This window comes from Allomuricauda sp. M10 (assembly GCF_020782875.1).
Lineage (GTDB): Bacteria > Bacteroidota > Bacteroidia > Flavobacteriales > Flavobacteriaceae > Flagellimonas.
The window spans coordinates 249,397-269,495 of the sequence record NZ_JAJGBN010000005.1; the positions used below are offsets into that span (position 1 = coordinate 249,397).

General features: G+C 42.0%; 17 protein-coding genes. 11 read left to right on the top strand and 6 right to left on the bottom strand.

The window, feature by feature from the left end:
- Window positions 1–93: 93 nt before the first annotated feature.
- Together LKX84_RS14200 and LKX84_RS14205 are read left to right on the top strand one after the other, a co-directional pair.
- Window positions 94–5,859 (top strand): ATP-binding protein, encoded by a 5,766-nt coding sequence (locus tag LKX84_RS14200; RefSeq protein WP_228237805.1) that lies wholly within the window; start codon window positions 94–96, stop codon window positions 5,857–5,859.
- The gene (locus LKX84_RS14205; RefSeq protein ID WP_228237806.1) at window positions 5,852–6,898 is read left to right on the top strand and encodes a response regulator; all 1,047 of its coding nucleotides are present in this window, start codon (window positions 5,852–5,854) and stop codon (window positions 6,896–6,898) included. Before LKX84_RS14200 ends, LKX84_RS14205 begins: the two co-directional genes overlap by 8 nt.
- Here the strand turns inward: LKX84_RS14205 and LKX84_RS14210 are convergent.
- A complete protein-coding gene (locus LKX84_RS14210; RefSeq protein ID WP_228237807.1) occupies window positions 6,890–7,648 on the bottom strand; it encodes a LytR/AlgR family response regulator transcription factor in 759 nt (252 codons plus the stop codon). The two genes, LKX84_RS14205 and LKX84_RS14210, sit on opposite strands and share 9 nt — an antisense overlap.
- Window positions 7,649–7,734: 86 nt before the next feature.
- On the opposite strand from LKX84_RS14210, the gene LKX84_RS14215 reads away from it, so the two are divergent.
- The 6 genes from LKX84_RS14215 to LKX84_RS14240 all read left to right on the top strand — a co-directional run bounded on the left by LKX84_RS14215 (window position 7,735) and on the right by LKX84_RS14240 (window position 11,694).
- A complete protein-coding gene (locus LKX84_RS14215) occupies window positions 7,735–8,373 on the top strand; it encodes a redoxin domain-containing protein (RefSeq protein WP_228237808.1) in 639 nt (212 codons plus the stop codon).
- 328 nt (window positions 8,374–8,701) lie between these two features.
- A complete protein-coding gene (locus LKX84_RS14220; RefSeq protein ID WP_228237809.1) occupies window positions 8,702–9,430 on the top strand; it encodes a cysteine hydrolase in 729 nt (242 codons plus the stop codon).
- A 152-nt stretch (window positions 9,431–9,582) separates the two neighbouring features.
- Window positions 9,583–9,909 (top strand): N-acetyltransferase, encoded by a 327-nt coding sequence (locus tag LKX84_RS14225; protein WP_228237810.1) that lies wholly within the window; start codon window positions 9,583–9,585, stop codon window positions 9,907–9,909.
- Window positions 9,910–9,962: 53 nt separating this feature from the next.
- Window positions 9,963–10,520 (top strand): sigma-70 family RNA polymerase sigma factor, encoded by a 558-nt coding sequence (locus tag LKX84_RS14230; protein ID WP_228237811.1) that lies wholly within the window; start codon window positions 9,963–9,965, stop codon window positions 10,518–10,520.
- Window positions 10,521–10,652: 132 nt separating this feature from the next.
- Window positions 10,653–11,066 carry a nuclear transport factor 2 family protein gene (locus LKX84_RS14235; RefSeq protein ID WP_228237812.1) on the top strand — a complete coding sequence of 138 codons (414 nt, stop codon included), beginning with the start codon at window positions 10,653–10,655 and terminating at the stop codon, window positions 11,064–11,066.
- Window positions 11,067–11,202: 136 nt separating this feature from the next.
- Window positions 11,203–11,694, top strand: a complete 492-nt coding sequence (locus LKX84_RS14240) for a YHS domain-containing (seleno)protein (protein WP_228237813.1) — start codon at window positions 11,203–11,205, stop codon at window positions 11,692–11,694.
- Window positions 11,695–12,025: 331 nt separating this feature from the next.
- Here LKX84_RS14240 and LKX84_RS14245 read toward each other — a convergent pair whose 3' ends face one another.
- The 3 genes from LKX84_RS14245 to LKX84_RS14255 form a co-directional block, all read right to left on the bottom strand.
- Entirely contained in the window at window positions 12,026–12,871 is an 846-nt protein-coding gene (locus tag LKX84_RS14245) for an NmrA family NAD(P)-binding protein (RefSeq protein WP_228237814.1), read from the bottom strand.
- A 25-nt stretch (window positions 12,872–12,896) separates the two neighbouring features.
- Window positions 12,897–13,394, bottom strand: a complete 498-nt coding sequence (locus tag LKX84_RS14250; protein WP_228237815.1) for a DUF1772 domain-containing protein — start codon at window positions 13,392–13,394, stop codon at window positions 12,897–12,899.
- A 105-nt stretch (window positions 13,395–13,499) separates the two neighbouring features.
- On the bottom strand, window positions 13,500–14,354 hold the full coding sequence (locus LKX84_RS14255) for a helix-turn-helix transcriptional regulator (protein WP_228237816.1): 855 nt from the start codon (window positions 14,352–14,354) through the stop codon (window positions 13,500–13,502).
- Between the two features lie 193 nt (window positions 14,355–14,547).
- Here LKX84_RS14255 and LKX84_RS14260 point away from each other — a divergent pair, with 193 nt between their 5' ends.
- Both LKX84_RS14260 and LKX84_RS14265 read left to right on the top strand, forming a co-directional pair.
- Window positions 14,548–15,813, top strand: coding sequence for a serine hydrolase domain-containing protein (locus LKX84_RS14260; RefSeq protein WP_228237817.1), 1,266 nt, complete (start codon window positions 14,548–14,550; stop codon window positions 15,811–15,813).
- Between the two features lie 232 nt (window positions 15,814–16,045).
- Window positions 16,046–16,327 carry a hypothetical protein gene (locus tag LKX84_RS14265; protein ID WP_228237818.1) on the top strand — a complete coding sequence of 94 codons (282 nt, stop codon included), beginning with the start codon at window positions 16,046–16,048 and terminating at the stop codon, window positions 16,325–16,327.
- A 744-nt stretch (window positions 16,328–17,071) separates the two neighbouring features.
- On the opposite strand, the gene LKX84_RS14270 is transcribed toward LKX84_RS14265, so the two are convergent.
- Window positions 17,072–17,491: a response regulator gene (locus tag LKX84_RS14270; protein WP_228237819.1), complete on the bottom strand. Its 420-nt coding sequence runs from the start codon at window positions 17,489–17,491 to the stop codon at window positions 17,072–17,074.
- Window positions 17,488–19,296: a sensor histidine kinase gene (locus tag LKX84_RS14275; RefSeq protein ID WP_228237820.1), complete on the bottom strand. Its 1,809-nt coding sequence runs from the start codon at window positions 19,294–19,296 to the stop codon at window positions 17,488–17,490. The genes LKX84_RS14270 and LKX84_RS14275 overlap by 4 nt, the downstream gene beginning before the upstream one ends.
- Window positions 19,297–19,668: 372 nt before the next feature.
- Between LKX84_RS14275 and LKX84_RS14280 the strand changes: the two genes are divergently transcribed.
- Window positions 19,669–20,070, top strand: coding sequence for a response regulator (locus LKX84_RS14280; RefSeq protein WP_228237821.1), 402 nt, complete (start codon window positions 19,669–19,671; stop codon window positions 20,068–20,070).
- Window positions 20,071–20,099: the final 29 nt, after the last annotated feature.

A 20,099-nucleotide genomic window follows, 5' to 3' on the forward strand; every position in this document is an offset into this window, starting at 1 on the left:
GATCGAATTTATCTTCTTAACGTAGCCGTTTCATTTCTTAACGTGACAGCCAATCACGTAGAAATGAGTAAATTGTAATCCAATTCGTGCCTCATGATACACTTGACAATAAAAGATGTGGACCTTCGGGTCAATTTGCTCGATAACGTTGGTATTGTAGAAGAGGAATCTAATGGAAGAATGGATCTGGATAAAAGGCCCTATTTGGCAGACCCCAATTTTCTTAATGACATGTCCATCCGGACCATTGGATCCGTCAGTTCGTCAAAGGTAGTCTATGAGGTTCCTTTCCTGAAAAAGGTCAATCCAGTCCCACCAAAGACGAGAATTGATTTTGAGGTCTTTCTAGATAAATCAATTCAATTGACGAAAACCATCTTGCAGGTACACGAAGCCAACTACTGTTTCGGTATTCTTAGAAATGATAGGGTTTGGAGCGGCAACAATGGGGAGTTGATCGTTTTGGGCATTACTTTGCTACAGAAAAGCTATGCCAAAAGAGACCTGACCATTTACCAGGAAAATGATTTTCATTTTCTTGCCCCTGAATTCAGTAGGCGTAGCAATAAATTACCCGATAAAAGATCTGATCTATATGGCTTGGGGGTCCTGTTGCATTTCTGGTTGACCGGAACACATTTCATCAATGCAGCGGACAAACAGGAAGTTTTGCACAAACACCTGACCGAAACCTATTCCATCGAACATTTAGACCTGCAATGGCGAGATACCGGGATTTACAATATTATAAGGGGGCTGGTTGAGAAAAATCCCGATGAGAGATACCAAACGGCCCATGGCGTGCTTAAGGATCTGATTGGTTTGAAATCGGGACTTGACAAGAACGAGCCTTTGGTTTATGAACAATTGAGCCTTTCATACAACCCGGGTACTTTTTGTTTTTCTGATACACTTCTTGAAAGGGAAGTTGCTCTTGAAAAGCTTAACAGTATATATAAGGAAATATGTAATGGTGCCTCGGCGGTTGTTTTTTTGGAAGGACCGTCGGGAATTGGCAAAACCAGTCTCGGAAAAACCTTCGAGTCGACCATTGCCGATGCCAGTACCTTATTTTCCATTGGTGGATTTGACGAAGGACATTCTACACCCTACAGGGCATTTCAACAGGCGTTTCACAATATTGCACAACGGATTTTGTTGAAATCCGGAAAAAGCCACGCTGAGGTACGTGATGTTTTTATGTCTGGCCTTGGGTCGGATCTCACTGCCCTTTTCCAAGTTATTCCCGATTTAAAGGAGCTCACCGGTAATCTACCCGAACCAGAACCTTTGGATCCCTTGGAAACTGGAGACCGTTTCGTTAATCTTTTTGCAAGATACTGCCGGACCCTTGATGGAATCGGGTTAAAACGTGTGGTGTTCATTGACGACGTTCAATGGTCGGACCTTTCGTCACTCAAGTTAATAGAATATATGGCTTGGGCTCCGATCTCCAGGGTGATGTTCGTGTTGTCCTTCAATCCGGAGGGGCTCACCGAGGACCACCCTTTACGGTGCTTCCAACGGTCACTTGAAAAATCAAAAAAAGGGGCCCCGGTGATCAAACTCCATAACCTTGGGGAAGAGGCTACCTATCAAATGGTTGCGGACGCCTTATCGGAAAAAGGGGAGAGAATAAGGGAATTCAGTCGTTTGGTATATAAAAAGACGGATGGTAATCCACATTATATCAAACTTTTTTTAAAATCGCTCCGAGAGGATAATGTACTAACCTACGATATGTCTAGCTATCAATGGCAATTCGATCTTGGACGCATTAAAGTACAGGAAATGGCCGATAACGTATTGGCCATCCATGAAAAACAATTGTTGTTACAATCCTATCAAGCACAGGTTTTGCTCAAGGTAGCCGCATATGACAACGGGAAATTCAACATTCCTTTGCTTGCTTCGGTTTGCAAATTTCCAGAGGAAATAGTGACCCTTTTGTTGGAGCTGTTGACCGAATCGGGCCAACTTTCTAAATTGGAATCCAAACCGATCACCTATACCTTTGGCCATAACCGAATCCAACAAGCCGCATTCCATCTTAACGTTCCCGGATTCGAACTTTCCAATGAAGCACTTCATTTTGCAGTGGCCCGTTTTCATCTGGAACAAGGGGATTTCCAGCAGGCCATTCAATTAAACCAATTGGTGGAGCATTTGATCCAATCCAATGCACTTTTGGAGCTTGATACTACAATCAAGTCTCTTGGTTTCATTTTACAGGCAGGTCGACAGGCGAATGAATCCAACGCTCCCAATACGGCATTTCAGTATCTGGGGTTTGCAAAGGAACTTCAAGAACGGTTCAAGTTGGAGACCTACACCTTTGAAGTGCTCTATGGGCTGGCAAAGGCCTCTTATTTGTTGGGTAGAATTGAAGAAGGAAGGTGCTTTGCCGACAAAGCTCTAAAGTGTGTGGCTACTAGGGAACAGCAAGGTGAGGTCTATCTGTTGAACCTAAAATTCCAAGAAGCCTATTCCCTATATAATGAAAATTATTTGGAAGGAGTCGAGGCCCTGAATGCCCTTGGGACCACATTCAATACAAACTTTGGGGTTTCTGATATCGATTCTGAATATCGCAAGTTCTGTGCTGCTTTGCCGGATGATCTTCGTTTGATCATTGGTAAAAAGTTCAGGGCGACCCATGAGAACCAATATGTTCTTGAAGTTTTGGTAAACATGTGTACCTCGGCCCAACGGAATAACCAGGATATCTATGCTTTGATCCTACTTAAATTGGGAAATCTTATAGTGGAGTTCGGATGTAACGAATCGACACCTTTCGTGCTATCGCATCTGGGATCACTATTGTGCTATCGCTATGGTTCCTTTGAAATTGGGGTACAACTTGGTGGTCTCGGACTTGAACTCTTGGATCAAGGGGATTCGGATAAGTATTATTCGAAAACACTTTCTGTTTACCACTGTGGATTGGGTCCACTGCAATTTGACTACTTGGCCCTAGACCGAAGGTTGGAGCCCGAAATCGAGTATTGTGTTGATAGAGGAGATATTCATGGGGCACAGAACCTACATTATGCCAAGATTCGTAACCAGTTGTTATTGGGAGACAATCTCGGGGAGATCCTTCGATTTTGTAATGATACGTTGGATACAGGTAGCATCTTCAATAGTGAAGTTTATATAGCCCAACTGCAACTCTTTAAAACCATAGCACTAACTCTTAGGGGCTTTGATTCAAAAGACGCAGTCCAAGCCAATTTAAGGGCCTTGGAATTGTTGGATGAATGTAATTGCAAAGGGGCACGGGCAACCTATCATATCCTGATGGGGTGGGCCTTTTGTTTGAACGGTGAGTTTGAAAGGACTTTACAATACTATAGACATCATGGGCCGGAACTGGAATATGCAACGACCGAGCCCCAATTTTTCCGTTACCAGATCGTACTGTCTATATGCGAACTGATGACCGAGGAAAACCTTAATGGTGTGTTGTTGAACCGTATCGTTTCAAGACAAGGGCACCTGAAAAAATGGTCCGAAACCATGCCCGATAATTTTAAGGCGGAATTCAATATTGTAGAACTGTTACTTTCTTGTAAAGTAGGGGATTTTGACAATTTGACTTCTAAAATAGAGGAAACCCTCCGTTGGACAGAAAAGGGGAATCAAATTGCAGTTCGTGCCCTCTTGACCAATGTATTGCATTTAGCCTTGCCAGAGGCCGATTTTAGTTTCTTGAGGCATGCACTCAAGAACGAATCCGATCGGACCTTTGTTAAGTGGGGCGTGTATCGAGATGGTCATTCATCATCCTTGGATATGCAAAATGCAAAGCTTGGGCTCAACCCCAACAAGAATAGTTTCGATTTTCAGAGTCTTATTAAAGCGACGCAGACGATTTCTGCAGAAGTCAACAAAGAAAGACTCGTGCAAAACCTTCTAAAAATCGTGATGGAAAACGCAGGGGCAGATAAGGGTGCCTTGATCTTGTCAAATGGCGGCGACTTGACGGTTCCTGAATTCATAGATCTAACAAGATCGTCCATGGAATTTTTTACCGAATCCAAATTGGACGATTGCCATTTCCTGCCAATTGGATTGATTGAACATGTGGTTATCAACAAAAAGGAGTTGTGCATTGAAAATCTAGCCAACTATTGCAGCAAGGAAGAAGATGTCCTTACGGACAATACTGGTTCCATGTTGCTTATGCCACTCATGAAGCAGGGAGATCTTGTAGGGGTACTATTCGTGGTCAATAGCCAGGTTAAAGGTATGTTCACCGAGGGAGGATTGGAAGTCCTAAGAATAATAGCTTCCCAGGCAGCTATCTCCATTACAAATTCCATGCTCTATGAAAAGGCCTTGACTCTCAACCAGGAACTTGCTGCATCTGAAAAGGAACTCGCCAAGCTTAACCAGGCCCTAGAGGAAAAAATCAGGGAAAGGACCCAGCATCTGCACCACGAAATCGAAATGAGAAAGGAAGCGGAACGGGACCTGATTTTTGCAAAGAATGATGCGGACAACGCCAATCGGGCAAAATCGCAGTTCCTTGCCAACATGAGCCATGAGATCAGGACCCCTCTTAACGCCATTGTAGGATTTTCACAAATCCTTTCCAATCAGAGCAAGTCCCTCGAACTGACCAATTCCTTTAGAAGGTATCTCAATAACATTTATCAAAGTGCCGATTCCCTATCGGAAATTATCAAGGATATTTTGGATCTTTCCAAAATCGAGGCAGGGAAAACAGCACTTGCGGTAGAGGATCTGGATTTGAGACAATTGATTTTTTCTGTGTATCGAATTCAAAACAGCCTTGCTAAATCCAAAGGCGTAAAAGTGATTTACAATCTGGCCCCGGGAACGCCACGTTATATTCGATCCGACCGCGGTAAAATAAAACAGATTTTAATGAACATCGTGGGGAATGCCGTAAAGTTCACTCCCTGCCATAATAGTGTAAAACTAGGACTGTGTGCGACTGAAAATGCCCTGGTGTTCACCATCTCCGATGAAGGAATTGGGATACCGGAGTCCGATCTGGAGCGAATTTTTGAACCGTTCATGCAATCGGATGCAGGTATGGACAGAAAGTACGGAGGTACTGGACTTGGATTGGCCATTACCAAAAGCTTGGTCGATATCCTTGGAGGAAAACTGTCTGTGGAAAGCGTGGAAGGGTCGGGTACCTGTTTTACGGTCCAAATCCCATATGAACCTGCCGGCCCCTTGCAATTTGATTCCCCTGAAACGTTATTGGCAAATTATAAGGTCCCACAAAACAGAAGAATATTGGTAGTGGAGGATAATCCCATGAACCAAGAAATGATCCGTGCCCTTTTCTCGGAATTGGGTTCGGAAATATTGCTGGCCAACAATGGAAAGGAAAGTATTGCCATGACCAAACAATTCCAACCGGACATCATCTTTATGGATATCCATATGCCGGAAATGGACGGTTTCGAAACCCTGAAGTTGGTCCGTAAAATCAATGCAAAGGTTCCTGTGATAGGATTGTCGGCCGATGCTTTTAAGGAGCACCAGGATGCGGCACTTAAAGCGGGGTTCGCCGACTATTTGACCAAACCCATCCAGTTAACAAAAATTGTGGGTATTCTCAAGGAACATTTACCTGACTCAAATAAAAAAATTCCCAAAAAAGTTCCGGTCTTGGATGAAGACCAGAAGAACCATAAACTTTGGGCCTTGGAGACCATAAGGAGCCTGCCCATTTTTGAAACCGAGAAATTGGTCGAAGTGGCTGCAACATTGGGGGAAATTCTTCCCCAAGAATCCCTTAACAGATTGGAGGATGCCATTTATACCGGGGACGAAAGGGCCCTGCAAGAATTTTTAACGGCCTCCATGCATGTATAGTGATACTTCGATTCTTATCGTTGATGACAATAGGCAGGTCCTTGAACTAGTAAAACATGTCTTGGGTGAGGAAGGCTATGATATTTCATTCATCCCAAAGGGCCAATTTCTTTTTCAACGGTTGAATGCCAAACACTTTGATTTGGTCCTTTTGGATATCAACCTGCCCGGTATCAGTGGATTTGAATTGTTGGCCGAGATCAGGTCAGAACCGTCCTTTGAAATGCTTCCAGTTATTGTCATCAGCGCGGAAGAGGAGGACGAAACCCTGGCCAAGTGTTTTGATCTTGGAGCCAATGATTATATAAAGAAGCCCATTCATCACGAAATCTTAAAGGCAAGGGTCCGTTCAGTGATCTCAGCCTCAAGGTTCCACCAAAGTGCGATACTTGCACAAAAGCAAGAAGCATTACGGGCAAGGATGAAAATGCTTTCCTCCCAAATGAATCCTCATTTCATTTTCAATTCATTGTCGTCCATACAAGAGTTTGTCCTGGCGAATGAAACGGAAAAAGTCTTGGATTATCTTTCCGAATTTGCTGGTCTTATGCGTCAAAATTTAGAAAACTCGGTCCTGCCCCACATCACCCTCTCCAATGAGATCAAATTTTTGGATACCTATCTGAAGTTGGAAAGAACGAGGTTTAACAAGGTTTTTGACTATGATCTTCAAATTAATGTTGAAGAACCTGAAAACATTATGGTTCCACCAATGCTTATCCAGCCTTTTTTGGAAAATGCGATTATCCATGGCCTTCGCAAATCTCCCCGACCCGGTCAATTGCTTTTGGAAATTTGGGAAATGGAGGAATCTCTTCATTGTTCCATAATGGATAATGGTGTAGGGAGGGAGTCTGCCTCTCTGGTTCCCAAAAATGGACATCGTTCGATGGCAATGTCGAATATCGAAGCCCGGATGGAATTGTTGAATATGGAATTTGGGGAAAATGTGTTCAGCGTCAGGGTCGAAGATCTGAAACGGGACAACGAACCTATCGGGACCTTGGTTACCCTTCAGATGCCAAACGATTTACATTAATTTCTTTAATAAAGCCTCTTTTTTCCTGACCGATACATCAACATGGGATCCATCCTTTAAAATCAGATATCCTCCCTTTCCTTTGATATACTTTTCAACATGGCCCAAATTGACCATATGCGATTTATGGACTCTAAAAAAATTAAAGGATGCCAATAATGGTTCGAAATCACCCAATGGCTTGGATACCATGATCATTCTTCCGTTGTCAAGGTAAAAATTGGAATAGACGTGATTGGCTTCCACACGAATCAGGCGGTGGGCCTCGATAAAGTCTATGCCCTCTGAGGAACGCAAGGCAATCTTGGTCTGGTTTTTATCCTGCAAATGGATATTTTCCCTAAGAACTTGGTATTCTTCCTCTCGGGAAGGTGCTTGCTTTGCCAAGATTTTGGCGGCACGGGCCACCGCTTGTTTGAGTTCCTGGATATTGATCGGTTTCAAGAGGTAATCCAAGGCGGCATATTTGATCGCATTGATGGCATAGAGGTCATGCGCCGTTGTGAAAATCACTTCAAAGGGCGGTTCCTCAAAATGATCGAATATGTTAAACCCATTGCCGTCAGGCATTTCGATATCCAGGAATACCAAATCGGGTTGTTCCAACTTGATGAGTTCAACTGCCTCGCCTACAGAATATGCATGGCCTATAAGGACAATCTCGGGACAAAAAGTAGCAAGCATTTTCCCCAAGATGTCATGGTGCCTCTGTTCGTCATCGACGAGGATCGAGCGTATTTGGAGAGTCATGGTTGGCAATGTTTGAATAAAACGCTTAAATATAGCAGATTTAATAGAAATATTTCTATTTTGTATTCATAATCAAGGAATTGTAAATGATATTGGGAATAGGGAGTATTGCACCTGATTTTAAGGCGGACACCACAGAAGGGATTATCCATTTCTACCGGTGGCTCGGTAGGTCGTGGGGATTGCTTTTTTCGCACCCGGAAGACTATACCCCGGTTTGTACGACGGAACTAGGAACGGTCGCCCAATTGGAAAGGGAATTCACAAGTAGGAACGTAAAAGCGATTGCCCTAAGTGTGGATACGTTGGAGGCCCATAGGGATTGGAAAATCGATATAGAAAATTCCATGGGTGTTGATGTACGATTTCCTATCATAGCAGATGCCGATGGCGAAATTGCCCATTTGTATGGAATGATTCCCATAGGGGCCACCGATAAAAGGACCGTTCGTTCAGTCTTTATTATCGATCCGGACAAGATTATCCAACTACACCTTACCTATCCTTCGTCCATTGGACGTAATTTCGACGAGATATTACGGGCCATCGATGCCCTTCAATTGCATGCCGACCATCAAGTGTTGACCCCTGCCAATTGGAAACCCGAGGAAGATGTCATCGTAGACCCCCAAATGCCCAAAGATCTGGTCAATACCAAATTTCCTGAACGACGCGTCCAAGGAGCACCTTATCTTCAATTTTCAAAGGACCCTTCAAAAAAATAATCTCTTGTCGTAATGCTTCATCAATGCACAGCCATTGAAGGTTCAAGGCCATAATACATGGTCGTGTAGGTATAGGTCGCAAAGTAGTTTTTGGGTCGCCCTATTTTTTCCATAGTGCCTTTTTTAATGACATTCCTTGGATGGTCATTCCAGGAAGGCTCAAAATTTATCGAAACACTTATAGGATATTGATCTCCCATGCCAGACTTTCTAGGGAAAATCGCAGCATTAAAACATTTTGGCAACAATAGGATAAAATGGGTCGGTGCTTTCCAAGAATTTTAGGATGTGTTAAAAATCAATTTGAAACCTTCACAAATCCACCTTTATGAAATCTACCATACATGCAAAACAAGGCAAGAAAACCGCCAAGCTCCCACTTAGCGGATTTGAAATCGATAGGCATACTGCCATAGTGATCGTAGATCCCCAAAATGATTTTTTGAGCCCAAAAGGGGTTGCTTGGGGTGCCGTTGGCCAAAGTGTCCTGGAAAATAATACCATTGAAAATATAGAAACCCTTTTTCGTTTGGGTTCGGAAAATGGCATTCATGTGTTTATCTCACCACATTACTATTATAAACATGACCATGGTTGGCAATTTGAAGGCACCTTGGAGAAACTCATGCACAACATTGGTATGTTCGATCGGGAGGATCAATTGAACATGAATGACTTTGAGGGATCTGGAGCGGACTGGTTGGAACAATATAAACCCTATATCACAGATAAGGAGAAAGTAACCATTTGTAGCCCACATAAAGTATATGGGCCCGAGAACAATGACTTGGCCCTACAACTGCGTAAACAGAAAATCGATAAGGTAATCCTTGGGGGTATGTCAGGAAACCTATGTGTGGAATCCCATATGCGTGAATTGTTGGAATCCGGGTTTGAAGTAGCCGTAGTTGGGGATGCCACGGCATCCGCAAAATTGCCTCACCTCGATGGGGATCAAGCGGCACAGACCAATTATGCCATGATGGCGAGTGAGGTATACACTACAAGTGAATTGGAAGAGATCCTGGATGCCCAACGGATCCTGGCCGAAGAATGATCAGTCTACATGTGGGCGAGAAAAAGATGTTTTTTCATTAGTGTTTGATTTAGTTGTGAGAGGAGGCGAAGTCCAGTCGCCTCCTCTTTACCAAAGATCATGAACCGATTAACTATTTAGGGGAAAGGACTTAACGCATAAAAATCCAAGAGATGTACCAAGAAAACAACATTAATCGCATTCCATTGGTATTCAAGACCGATGAAGGCAGGAATTATCTCGAATTCCATGTCAATGGGCTGCTTGCCTCCATGGAATATCAAATTAAAGGACATCAAATCAGTGACTTCAAAAAGCTTAAGATCGATAAAAAACTGGATAAGGAAGCAGTGGGTAACGCACTGATGGAACGGATAATGGATTATACCCATAGAAGTGGATATGCAGTAATCGCCACATGCCCAGAGCTGAGAAAATTCATTAAAAAGCGACCACGATACCAAAGATTGGTTGCAGAGGAAATAGCCCCTTTAACTTAACAATGATAGTACAAGACCAATAAGAACAATTACAAACCATCAAAAAACATATTATGGAAACCATTTTAGAGAAAAAAAACGACCTCAATCCAGATCTTTGGTTCGCCAAGTACGGAAATTATCTTTTTGCCATGGCCAGATTGAAATTGCCCGAGGACAAAGTGGAGGACATTGTCCAGGATACTTTTTTGGCAGCTCTCGGTTCGGCACCTGGCTTCAAAGGACTTTCGAGCGAACGAGTTTGGTTGACCTCTATATTGAACCATAAGATAATGGACCATTATCGCAGATCCTTCTCAAAAAAAGGACGGGCCATACACACGGCAATTCGGGTAGCCGATTATCCTGATTGGCACGATTGGGACGGAGCCACCAACGGGCTCGAACACAGTGATGTGAACGATTATCTGGACGCCATTGAACTCGATTTGGTCCTGAATTCAGGTATGGATCAGTTGGGAAGCAGGGAACAACAGGTACTGAAAATGAAAATCAAGGGATTTAGCACCGAGGCGATTTGCGATACATTGGATATCAATAAGGTAAATGCATGGGTGGCCCTTAGTCGGGCTAGAAAGAAAATGAAAAATTACCTCGCAGAAAATTGGTAATGGCCAAAATAAAGCAATACATGCAAAATCTTTGGTTTCAAATCCAACTGGCTTTTTATAAGCTTGGGAATGGGCATATCCAATTGTGGAAAAGAAAAAATCAAGGAATCAATAACGAAAAATCGAATTAAAATGGACAAGAGATTACCACTGCCCCCTTTTACGAAAGAATCGGCAAAAATAAAGATACAGTTGGTCGAGGATGCTTGGAACAGCCAGGACCCGGTAAGGGTCTCAATGGCCTACACCTTGGAAAGTGAATGGCGAAATCGCTCGCAATTTATCAATGGGCGCGAAGAAATTCAAAGGTTCCTGACGGACAAATGGAAAAAAGAGTTGGACTACAAGCTTAAAAAGTCCTATTGGGCCCATTCTGATAATAGGATCGCCGTTCGATTTGAATATGAATACAGGGACCTGACCGGACAGTGGTACCGTGCATACGGGAACGAGAATTGGGAATTTGACCACAATGGATTGATGCAAAAAAGATATGCCAGTATCAATGACTTGCCCATTGAAGAACAGGAGCGTCGTCTTGTCTAGGTAGGCTTCCAATAAGGTGTCACGGTTAGAATGGAAAAGCGGTGATGATAGCAATTCCAGGACATTGTGCCCATTTATCCAAAGCATCAGGCAAAGGACAACGATAATTTAGTGCCAAATTTTAAAACAATTCAATATGAAAACAAAAATGACTTTTAGTCCAAAAAAATGGTTTGCCCTTGCTCTCGGGCTAATTCTGACCGGCATGGTTTCCATGCAGGCACAATCCCATAGCTATAGTGCCGATGATAGCATGATAGCCCTGGAAGGATACAGCCCAGTGTCCTATATCTATAATGGTAAGGCACAATTGGGAAAGAAGGCCTTTAAGACCACCTATGATGGAATGACCTACTATTTTGTGGATCAGAATCAACAGAAGAAGTTTCAGGCTAATCCTAAAAAATATCAACCGCAGTATGGGGGTTGGTGTGCCTTTGCAGTTTCCTTGGGAGGGAAGTTCCAGCCAGACCCTAAAAGTTTTAGGGTAATCGATGGAAAGCTATACATGTTCACCATTAACCTGGAAGGCGATTTTGTCAAGGTATGGGAAAAAGAAGGCAAGGAAAAGCATATAGCCCAAGCGGACAAGAACTGGAAAAGCATGGGGAAATTTACAACCTTTTAATAACATATCGGAAAACTTTATTTTCCAATAAAATACTGCAATTGCCGCAACACCGACTGACCCAACTCTTCAAGCCATAGGTCGGTGCCAGCGGCTTTTTTGGTTTATTATGGCAATGAATCAGATCCTTTGGATTATCTGGATTCTTACCGTAATCCAAACCTGCAAATTCTCAATAGAGTAGGGTGGCATCCGTTTTTGGAGCCACCCTTTATGTAGTTGGGACAAGTGCTACCTAAGAGGCTCTTTTTTTTTGACCGCCCTTCGCCGATGTCTTAAATAAGGTTTTTCCTGAAATGCATTGGATAGGATAGTTACGATTGGAAAAACCTTATTCCGAGATTCCCTTTTCATGGTGCCAAATCCCTGTTTTGGCAGTTTCGATTACATAATCCGAAAAGGATATCGGTTTGCGTTTCAATATGTTTTCAATGTCATGGGTAACCTCCGAAACCGTTGAGTTTCCCAATACCTCGGTGAATAGGTACTCTATCAACCAAACAAAATCATCGGGAATCCCTTCTTCCTTCAATGCCGATACATAGTGTTCCATGCTGATGGGTTCAAAACCAATTGTGCGACCAGTGGTCTTGGCTATCAATTCGATTACTTCCTGGAAAGACAGAGTAGATGGGCCCGTAAGTTGATAGATTTTTCCATTGTGTTCAGTATGCAACAATGCCTCAACCACCACATCGGCGATGTCACCGGTGTCTACAAAAGGAATTGGAACATTTGCTTGGGGCAAATACACCATTCCCTGTTGGATTGGATCCAATAGGAAACTTTCACTAAAATTTTGATTGAACCAACTCGCCCTGACTATGGTATGGTCCAAGCCGGAATGAATGACAACCTGCTCACAAAGTTCGGCTTCTCGCTCGCCCTTTCCGGAGAGCAGTACCACTTTTTTAACCTCCATTTTCATAGCGAGGGCAATTAGGCTTTCGATTGATTTCAATGCTCCTGGTACGGCCAGATCGGGTTGGTAGCTAATGTACATTTTGTCCACACCCTCCAAGGCATTTGGCCATGTGTCACTGTTTTCCCAATCAAAAGGAGGCAAGGAAGACCTTGAGCCGATTTTCACGTCTTGGTTTAAATGGGATAAGCTTTTAACTACTTTTCGGCCCGTTTTTCCAGTGCCGCCTAAAATCAAATAAGTGTCTTTTTTCATGATCTATATTATTAATTAATGAGTGTTATTTTTGAAGTTGTGCTATGATCAAAAGGATGAACGATCCTAGGGAACAAAGGGTCCTGATCCAATGAAGTTGGTTCCATGGATTTTCAAATCGGTTTCTCAAGGTACTTAGGTCCGCCTCCGAAAGATGATTTAGATCCGCCTTGTTCAGCATTTCATTTAAGGGAATGTTACCTAAAAGGGTCACAAAGGTTACACCAATGATAAAGAGAGCAGCTGATGACAAATACAGCCAGAACAATGGGTGCTGTTGCCCCAGTCCCCAATTTTGATATAGGTTGACAATATGGGCGAAAAAAGGCCCGAAAAAGACGATAAGAAAGGTCGGATTGATGATGGCCCGGTTCATTTCCTGAAAGGATTGTAGATAACCCAAGTCATTTAGTTGACCAATGCCTGGGGTTACCGCATTTGTCCAAGTATAACATAGACCTGCGGTGAGACCGGACAATAGTAAGGTTACAAATGTTGAAATGGTTGGAAGGGTAAAGGTCATTGCTTTGCATTTTAGGGTTGAATGGTTTCAATCACCATGCAAAGCTCATGGAAGCGGCCAAAAGATATTTATTTCAAAGGGAGTTTGATCTGTTCGAAAGGGAGTTTACTTGATCTGGCTGGGACGGTAACCAAATTTCTGTTCAAAGGCATTGGAAAAAGAACTCAGGCTATCGTATCCTACATGCCAAGCAGCTTCCTGAACTGTAGCTGCTTGGTCACGAATCAATCTATGGGCGGTAACCAAGCGTTCATTTTGTAAATATTTGAAAACGGGTAAGCCGAAAAGTTCCTTAAAGTTTTTTTTGAGACTATAACTGTTCAGGCCTATTTCCCGAGACAATTCGGACAAGGAGGGTGGATTGTCAAGATGATCCAGTAATATTTGCTTTGCACGGTATAATTTTTCCCTTTCAATGGGATTGATGTTCTCGGTCTGAAGAGTGGCCAACTCCCCAAAAAAATGTGAAAGTAGAGCGGTCATCTGGCTCCGGAAAAACATCATCTTGGTCTTACCGTGATACTTCATATGGAAAACGGCATCCACGATGCGGTCCATTTCAGGGGTCATCCAGAAATGGGGACCCTCAACAAAATGATCCCTAGGGTTCACCAACTCCTTCAGCAGGGTCATGAAGATTTCCCCTTCCTCATAGGGCAGTTTATTCAAATTTCTGGCTGAAGTGGCAATGAGGATACATTGCAATGGTTTTTCCGCAGCAACCGTATGTGCAAATTCCACTTTTTCATCTGCATAAAAGGACAATGCCAACCCCTTTGTATGTTGAAATTGCCTTTCTTGATCCGGATACTTTACCGATAGGTCAACATTGCCAGAACCATAAAAAGCCACAGCGATCACAGGCTCATCAAAATGACAAGAATCTATTGTAACCTCCGTTGCGTATGCCTCTTCGACCAAAATGGTAAAATCGTTGATGTCAATGAATTCACGGGTCATGGCCTAATATATTTCCTTTTCTAGTAAGATAAGCAAAATCGAAGGATATTCCATTCCCCAATGAATGGTCGTCGATATACTTTTAAGTTCCTATCGGAACGATGGTGCACTCGTTGATGCTAAAATAATGGGTATTGGGAGTTCAATTTTCCTTCCTTTTGACGACTCCTATCTAGAACACTAAATTTTAAGAATGAAACGATTTGTCAGGTACACCAGTATTTTTTTAGGTACCGCCCTGGTTTGGGGGGGTATCTGTTATTTGGCCAGTGATCATGGTTGGTATTATGTGCCCAAGGCTGAAAATGCACATACCAATTCCTTTGTCTTGGCTGCAAAAAATGAAATTGAAAAAGGTTTTAAGGGCAGTTTTGCAATGGCTGTGCTGGAAAAGGGAAAGGTGAAAGCTGAATTTTTCCATTCCTCTGGAAAAAAAGTCGACCGAAATACCCTCTTTCAGGTAGCTTCCCTTTCTAAAATGGTTTCTGCCGTTGGAGTGATGAAATTGGTAGAAGAAGAGAAAATCGATTTAGATGTCCCCGTAAACCAATACCTTACCAGATGGCAATTGCCACCTAGCGAATTCAATAATGAAGAGGTCAGTACAAGGGGTTTGTTGAGCCATACTTCTGGACTTACGGATGGATTGGGATATTCCGGTTTTAGGAGTCGCGATTCTGTACAGACACTGGAAGCCTCGCTAACCAATACCTTGGACGCAGACAAGGGTGTTTCCGGACAGGTCAAAGTCGGGGTTGCACCAAACACGGAATGGCGGTATTCCGGTGGTGGCTATACGCTATTACAATTGTTGGTAGAAGAACGGAGCCAGGAAATCTTTACGGTCTATATGACGGAAAAAGTATTGGAACCCTTGGGCATGGTGCATTCCTACTATGAACTTCCGGAATCGGCATATTCTAAGTTGACAGACTTTTATAATGCAGATGGCTCTGAGGCACCTCATTTCTATTATACCTCTTTGGCGGCTACATCCCTTTATAGTTCCCTGGCCGATCTGGAAACGTTTTTTCAGGAATTTACACCCAAAAATAACAAGCTCTTAAAAAAGGGGACCCTTGACGAAATGCAAAAGCCCATTGGTTATAAAATGGGAGTTCCCACCTATGGCATGGGTATTTTCTTGTTCGCATCCTTAGATAGCGGGAAGTATATCATTGGCCATGATGGAATGAGCTCACCGCCTATCAATACTGCTTTGCGAATTAATCCGGATACGGGTGATGGCATCATTTTTTTAGAAACGGGAGATGCGGATTTGGCGACCAGATTAGCCAGTGATTGGGTATTCGTGACCACAGGCAAAGTAGATAATCTCCTGTACTTGATGCAACTTGAAAAAAACCTAAAAATATTTGGTCTGGGCCTCCTGGTTCTTTTGTTGGCAACTATGCTTATTGGGATTGCCCGAAAAGGTAGAATTAGAACTGGCGTTTAATCTTTCACGTATAGTGATCTGGTTCAGTTATTGCCTACCGATCCCACATTAACAAATGGAAACGTATTTGATTCATTTTAATTTGTGGCATAAAAGGGAATTAAAAAAAGTAGGCATCAAAAAAGATTGTTTGTAGGTAAATCCATGAAACCCTAGTTTTGGTAATGGAGAGTAGAATTGGGCTTGATGTAGGTGTTGACTTATCGAAAAAAATATCCAAAAAATGAACAGGATGGGAAAAGGAATATTAATAGGGTTATTCTGCCTTGTGCTATCCTGTGGTGGTCAGGAAGCAAATGATTTTTTCACAGTGACGAAAATAGAAGCAGGAAAAGATGGTAAAACGTTATTCTTATTGGATGGGGAAGGGGATGAGTTTACCACTGTGATCAGTATTCCCAATGGGAATTATGCAGAAGTAAACGTTGGCGACAAAGTCAAACTGGATGTTGCTGAAGTTTTGGACACCAATCCCATGATCTTGATTACCAGATCTGTTGTGGTGTTGAAATAAATATTTAAGGGACATATAAAACGTAATTTCTATCTCCAAAATAATCAAGGCTAAAACAAAATACACGTTTTTAGGTTCCTTGACGAAGAAAAAGGGAAGTTTTCTTGGTGATAAAAAAAGGCTAATCAATATCTGCCTTGTAGTAATGAATTTTTGTTGTATTGGAACCACTGTTTGTAATAGGATGTATAAAGTCAGCTATTGCAAATTTAAGTTTGTACGTTTTTATTGAAAACAAGTATTCATTTTTTCGAATTTCAGTTAAGAGTCAAATCTGTTGTGATGTTGGTGGGGTGATTTTGGTACCCACCTATTTACCAATGATCAGATTAGCATGGTTTAGGAAAAAAGAAATACTTAAAAATCTTAGAATCTATTGTTATTAATTTTCTTAAGATCGAAACCTTGATCCTATTGTTTGTTTTAATTTGAGTAGGAATTGCTACATTTAATATCTGAAAGTCCAAACATCATATGAAGATATCCCCTGGGATGTCCTGATTAAGGAATAAATATCTAAACTTCTAATTTTTAAGTGGTTGCGCGGATAATTTCCTGTTTTGCCACCCCACTTTAAAATTTAAATATCACCTCAAATCCCTGCAACCCCTGATTGCAGGGATTTTGTTTTTGGATTACTACTAAACTGAAAGGATTTGTAGTTCATTTAATTATATGAACGTGAACAAAGCAAATTTTTGCTTCCTTTTAGGTTATCCAGAAGAATTTTTTGTGTGGCCCATACTATCCATTTCGCAAACTATCAAAAACCCCGGTAAGTATCTCGGTCAATTTATCCTCATAAACAGGTTTTACCACGTATCCGGTGAGTTCCTCAAACTCCTGTGCCCGTTTTAGGTCGTTGGAATCGTTGGAGGAGGTGACCATAAAAATATTCACATGTTCATTGGGCAGCTGAGGCTTCAATTTTTTGAACTCGGCCAAAAATCCCCACCCATCCAAAAAAGGCATGTTGATGTCCAAAAGGATGACATCCGGAAGGCTTTCTTTTTGTTTTACACATCCGCCGATAAATTCAATGGCCTGTTCCCCATCAGTAAAGGAATTGACCATAAGTTCATCAGACAGTTTATTCAAGATTTTCTTTGTGACATAGAGATAAACCTCGTCGTCATCCACCAATAAAATGCTCGATTTTCTCATAAGTTGCTAAATTTGATTTTAAATGAGGTGCCCACCCCTTCTTGGCTTTCGACCTGAACGGTGGCATTCAATGCTTCCAGTTGTGATCTAACGATAAAAAGCCCCATTCCCTTGCCCGAAATGTTCCGATGGAACCTTTTGTATAGTTTAAATAGGCTCTTTCCGTGTTTCTCCATATCAATGCCCAAACCGTTATCTTTAATATACAGAACTTTTCTGTTACCCTCCATCGCAGTTTCAAAAATAACGTGAGAGGCCACATCCTCCCTTTTATATTTTATGGCATTGGAGAGGAAGTTCTGCAAAATGCTCTTCATGAAAAAGCGGGACGATTTAAGGGTATGCCATGCGTCAAATTTATAGATTACCTCAAATCCTTCATCGCTATTTTTTAACAATGTCTCGGTAAAATCATTCTCTAGTTCCTTTACCATCAATAACAGGTTCAGATTTTCGAGTTTGAATTCCTTTTTGTTCAAAATGGACACATAAGTCTGTACATCTTCGGTAAGGGTAGATATACTGGTGGCGATTGACTCCAGTTTAGGGAACAGTTCCTTAAATGTGTTCTGGTCCTCTGTGTTTTTGAGCAAATCCACGATAATCGCCATACTGGACACGGGAGCTTTGAGATTATGGGCCACTACATAATTAAAATCTTCCAATTGCCTATTGCGGATCTGTAATCTTTCGTTCAATCGCTTGAAAAGAAGATTGGCCCGCTCCAATTCCTTTTGGCTTTTGACCAAGGCTTCTTTTTTGTCCTTGAGCCGTTCCAAAAAACTGTTCTTTTCCTTTTGGGAACGTGCATATCCCAAAGCGATCAACCCTATCAGAAGAGCAGTCAAGATATTGAATACCAGTAAGTTCCTGTAAATCGGTTTGAGGCGAAGATCCAGATAGCTTGGGGGTATTTCTTGGATGACGCCCCAACGGTTTTCGGTCACGATGTCTACCGGTTCAGAATAGCGGTCCATGCCCGTATCCCTTTCAAACCCTAGGTGTACGTTCTCATAGACCCATAGACTTCCATTCTCAACAAATACAGTATCTTTTTTAAAAAGGAGCCCATCAAGTTCAAGTCTCTTTTTGTCCAAAGAATCCTGTTGTGTCATCTGCGATTGAAAGGCGAGATCGTTGGCAGAGGTGTTGGATGTGATAATGTTGAACACATCATCCACCAAATAAAAGTGATCTTCAGAAATGCTGGATTTGAGACGCTCGAATATGCGACCCATTTTAAAGTTGATGACCACTAATCCAATCTCTTCATCATTTACATTAAAAATAGGGGCAACACCGCGTATAACAGGTTTGTGTGGAACCTCAATTTTACCATGTTCCTGGTTCAATTCTATGGGGCTCAAATAAATCTGCCCTTTTTTTAGGGAGAGTCCTTTTTGAAAATAGGGCCGTCTTGTCTTGCTTTGTGGAACGCCCTTGACCATTTCGCCTTCAGGGTTGCGCTCGTACCGCAATAGTTCATCACCATGAAGGTCAAGAAAACGGAGTTGGTCATAATCTTCTAGGCCTTCTATGGTATTCAGGTAGGGGTCTATAAAGGCAATTTCGGTTTCATCGGTTCCAAAGGTTATAGGATAGGCAATGTTGGACCAAAAGCGGGTATTGTGGATCAAGCTTTGGCAGAGATCTACCAAATGATAGTTCTTGTTGCTGATGTTCTTTTTTTGAACATGGGAAATGCTCGCCAACTGCTCCCGTTTTTGAAAACTGGCCCAGATCAGCGTCAGTACAAGTAGGGGGAAATAAAGTATTGCACAGGTCTTGAGTATTCTTTTCCACATAAATTATGGCATTGATCGTATTAATCCGTACCACAACCTTAATTGTAATGTATTGTCAGTTCAGTTGTAGGATATTTTCTATCGAATTTAATAATTTTTACAATAACGCGGACAATTATGTTAAATTATCGATGGATTAATCTTTTTTTATCGGTTTGTTAAACTTTGGACTGTTTTTTGGTATCTAAAATGGTTCAATTTTTTGCCATCACAGCGTTTGGGCATCGGATAGCGGTCAAATCTGGCCACCGAAACGACTTACCGCTTATCGATACTTTTTTTGCATTCGTCCACAGTTTTGGGCCTTTTAACTTTTAATTAAAATATGATAGGGCCAAATCCGTTTTTTTGTAAGTAGTTAATATGCTTGTTATGAACATTTTATTCATCGAGGATGACCTTATTGAGACCATGAAGTTCCAGCGAACGCTTTCCAAAATGGAATCCAAACATGTTTTGACCGAGGCAAAGAATGGGGAAGAAGCACTAGAAATTCTTCAATCTGGGAAGATGCTCCCCGATATTATTTTGCTAGATCTGAACATGCCGCGCATGAACGGGATAGAGTTCCTGGGAATTTTAAAGAGCCATCCCAAGATCAAATACCTCCCAACTATTGTCCTTACCACTTCCGAAAATCGTGATGATCTTTTGGAATGTTATAAAATCGGGATAGCCGGTTACATTATAAAACCGTTGAAGTACGAGGACTATGAGACCAAACTGAAAACCGTATTGGAATATTGGAATATCAACGAATTGGTGAAAGCCTAACAAAAAAGAGCGTTTCACAACAAAACTTA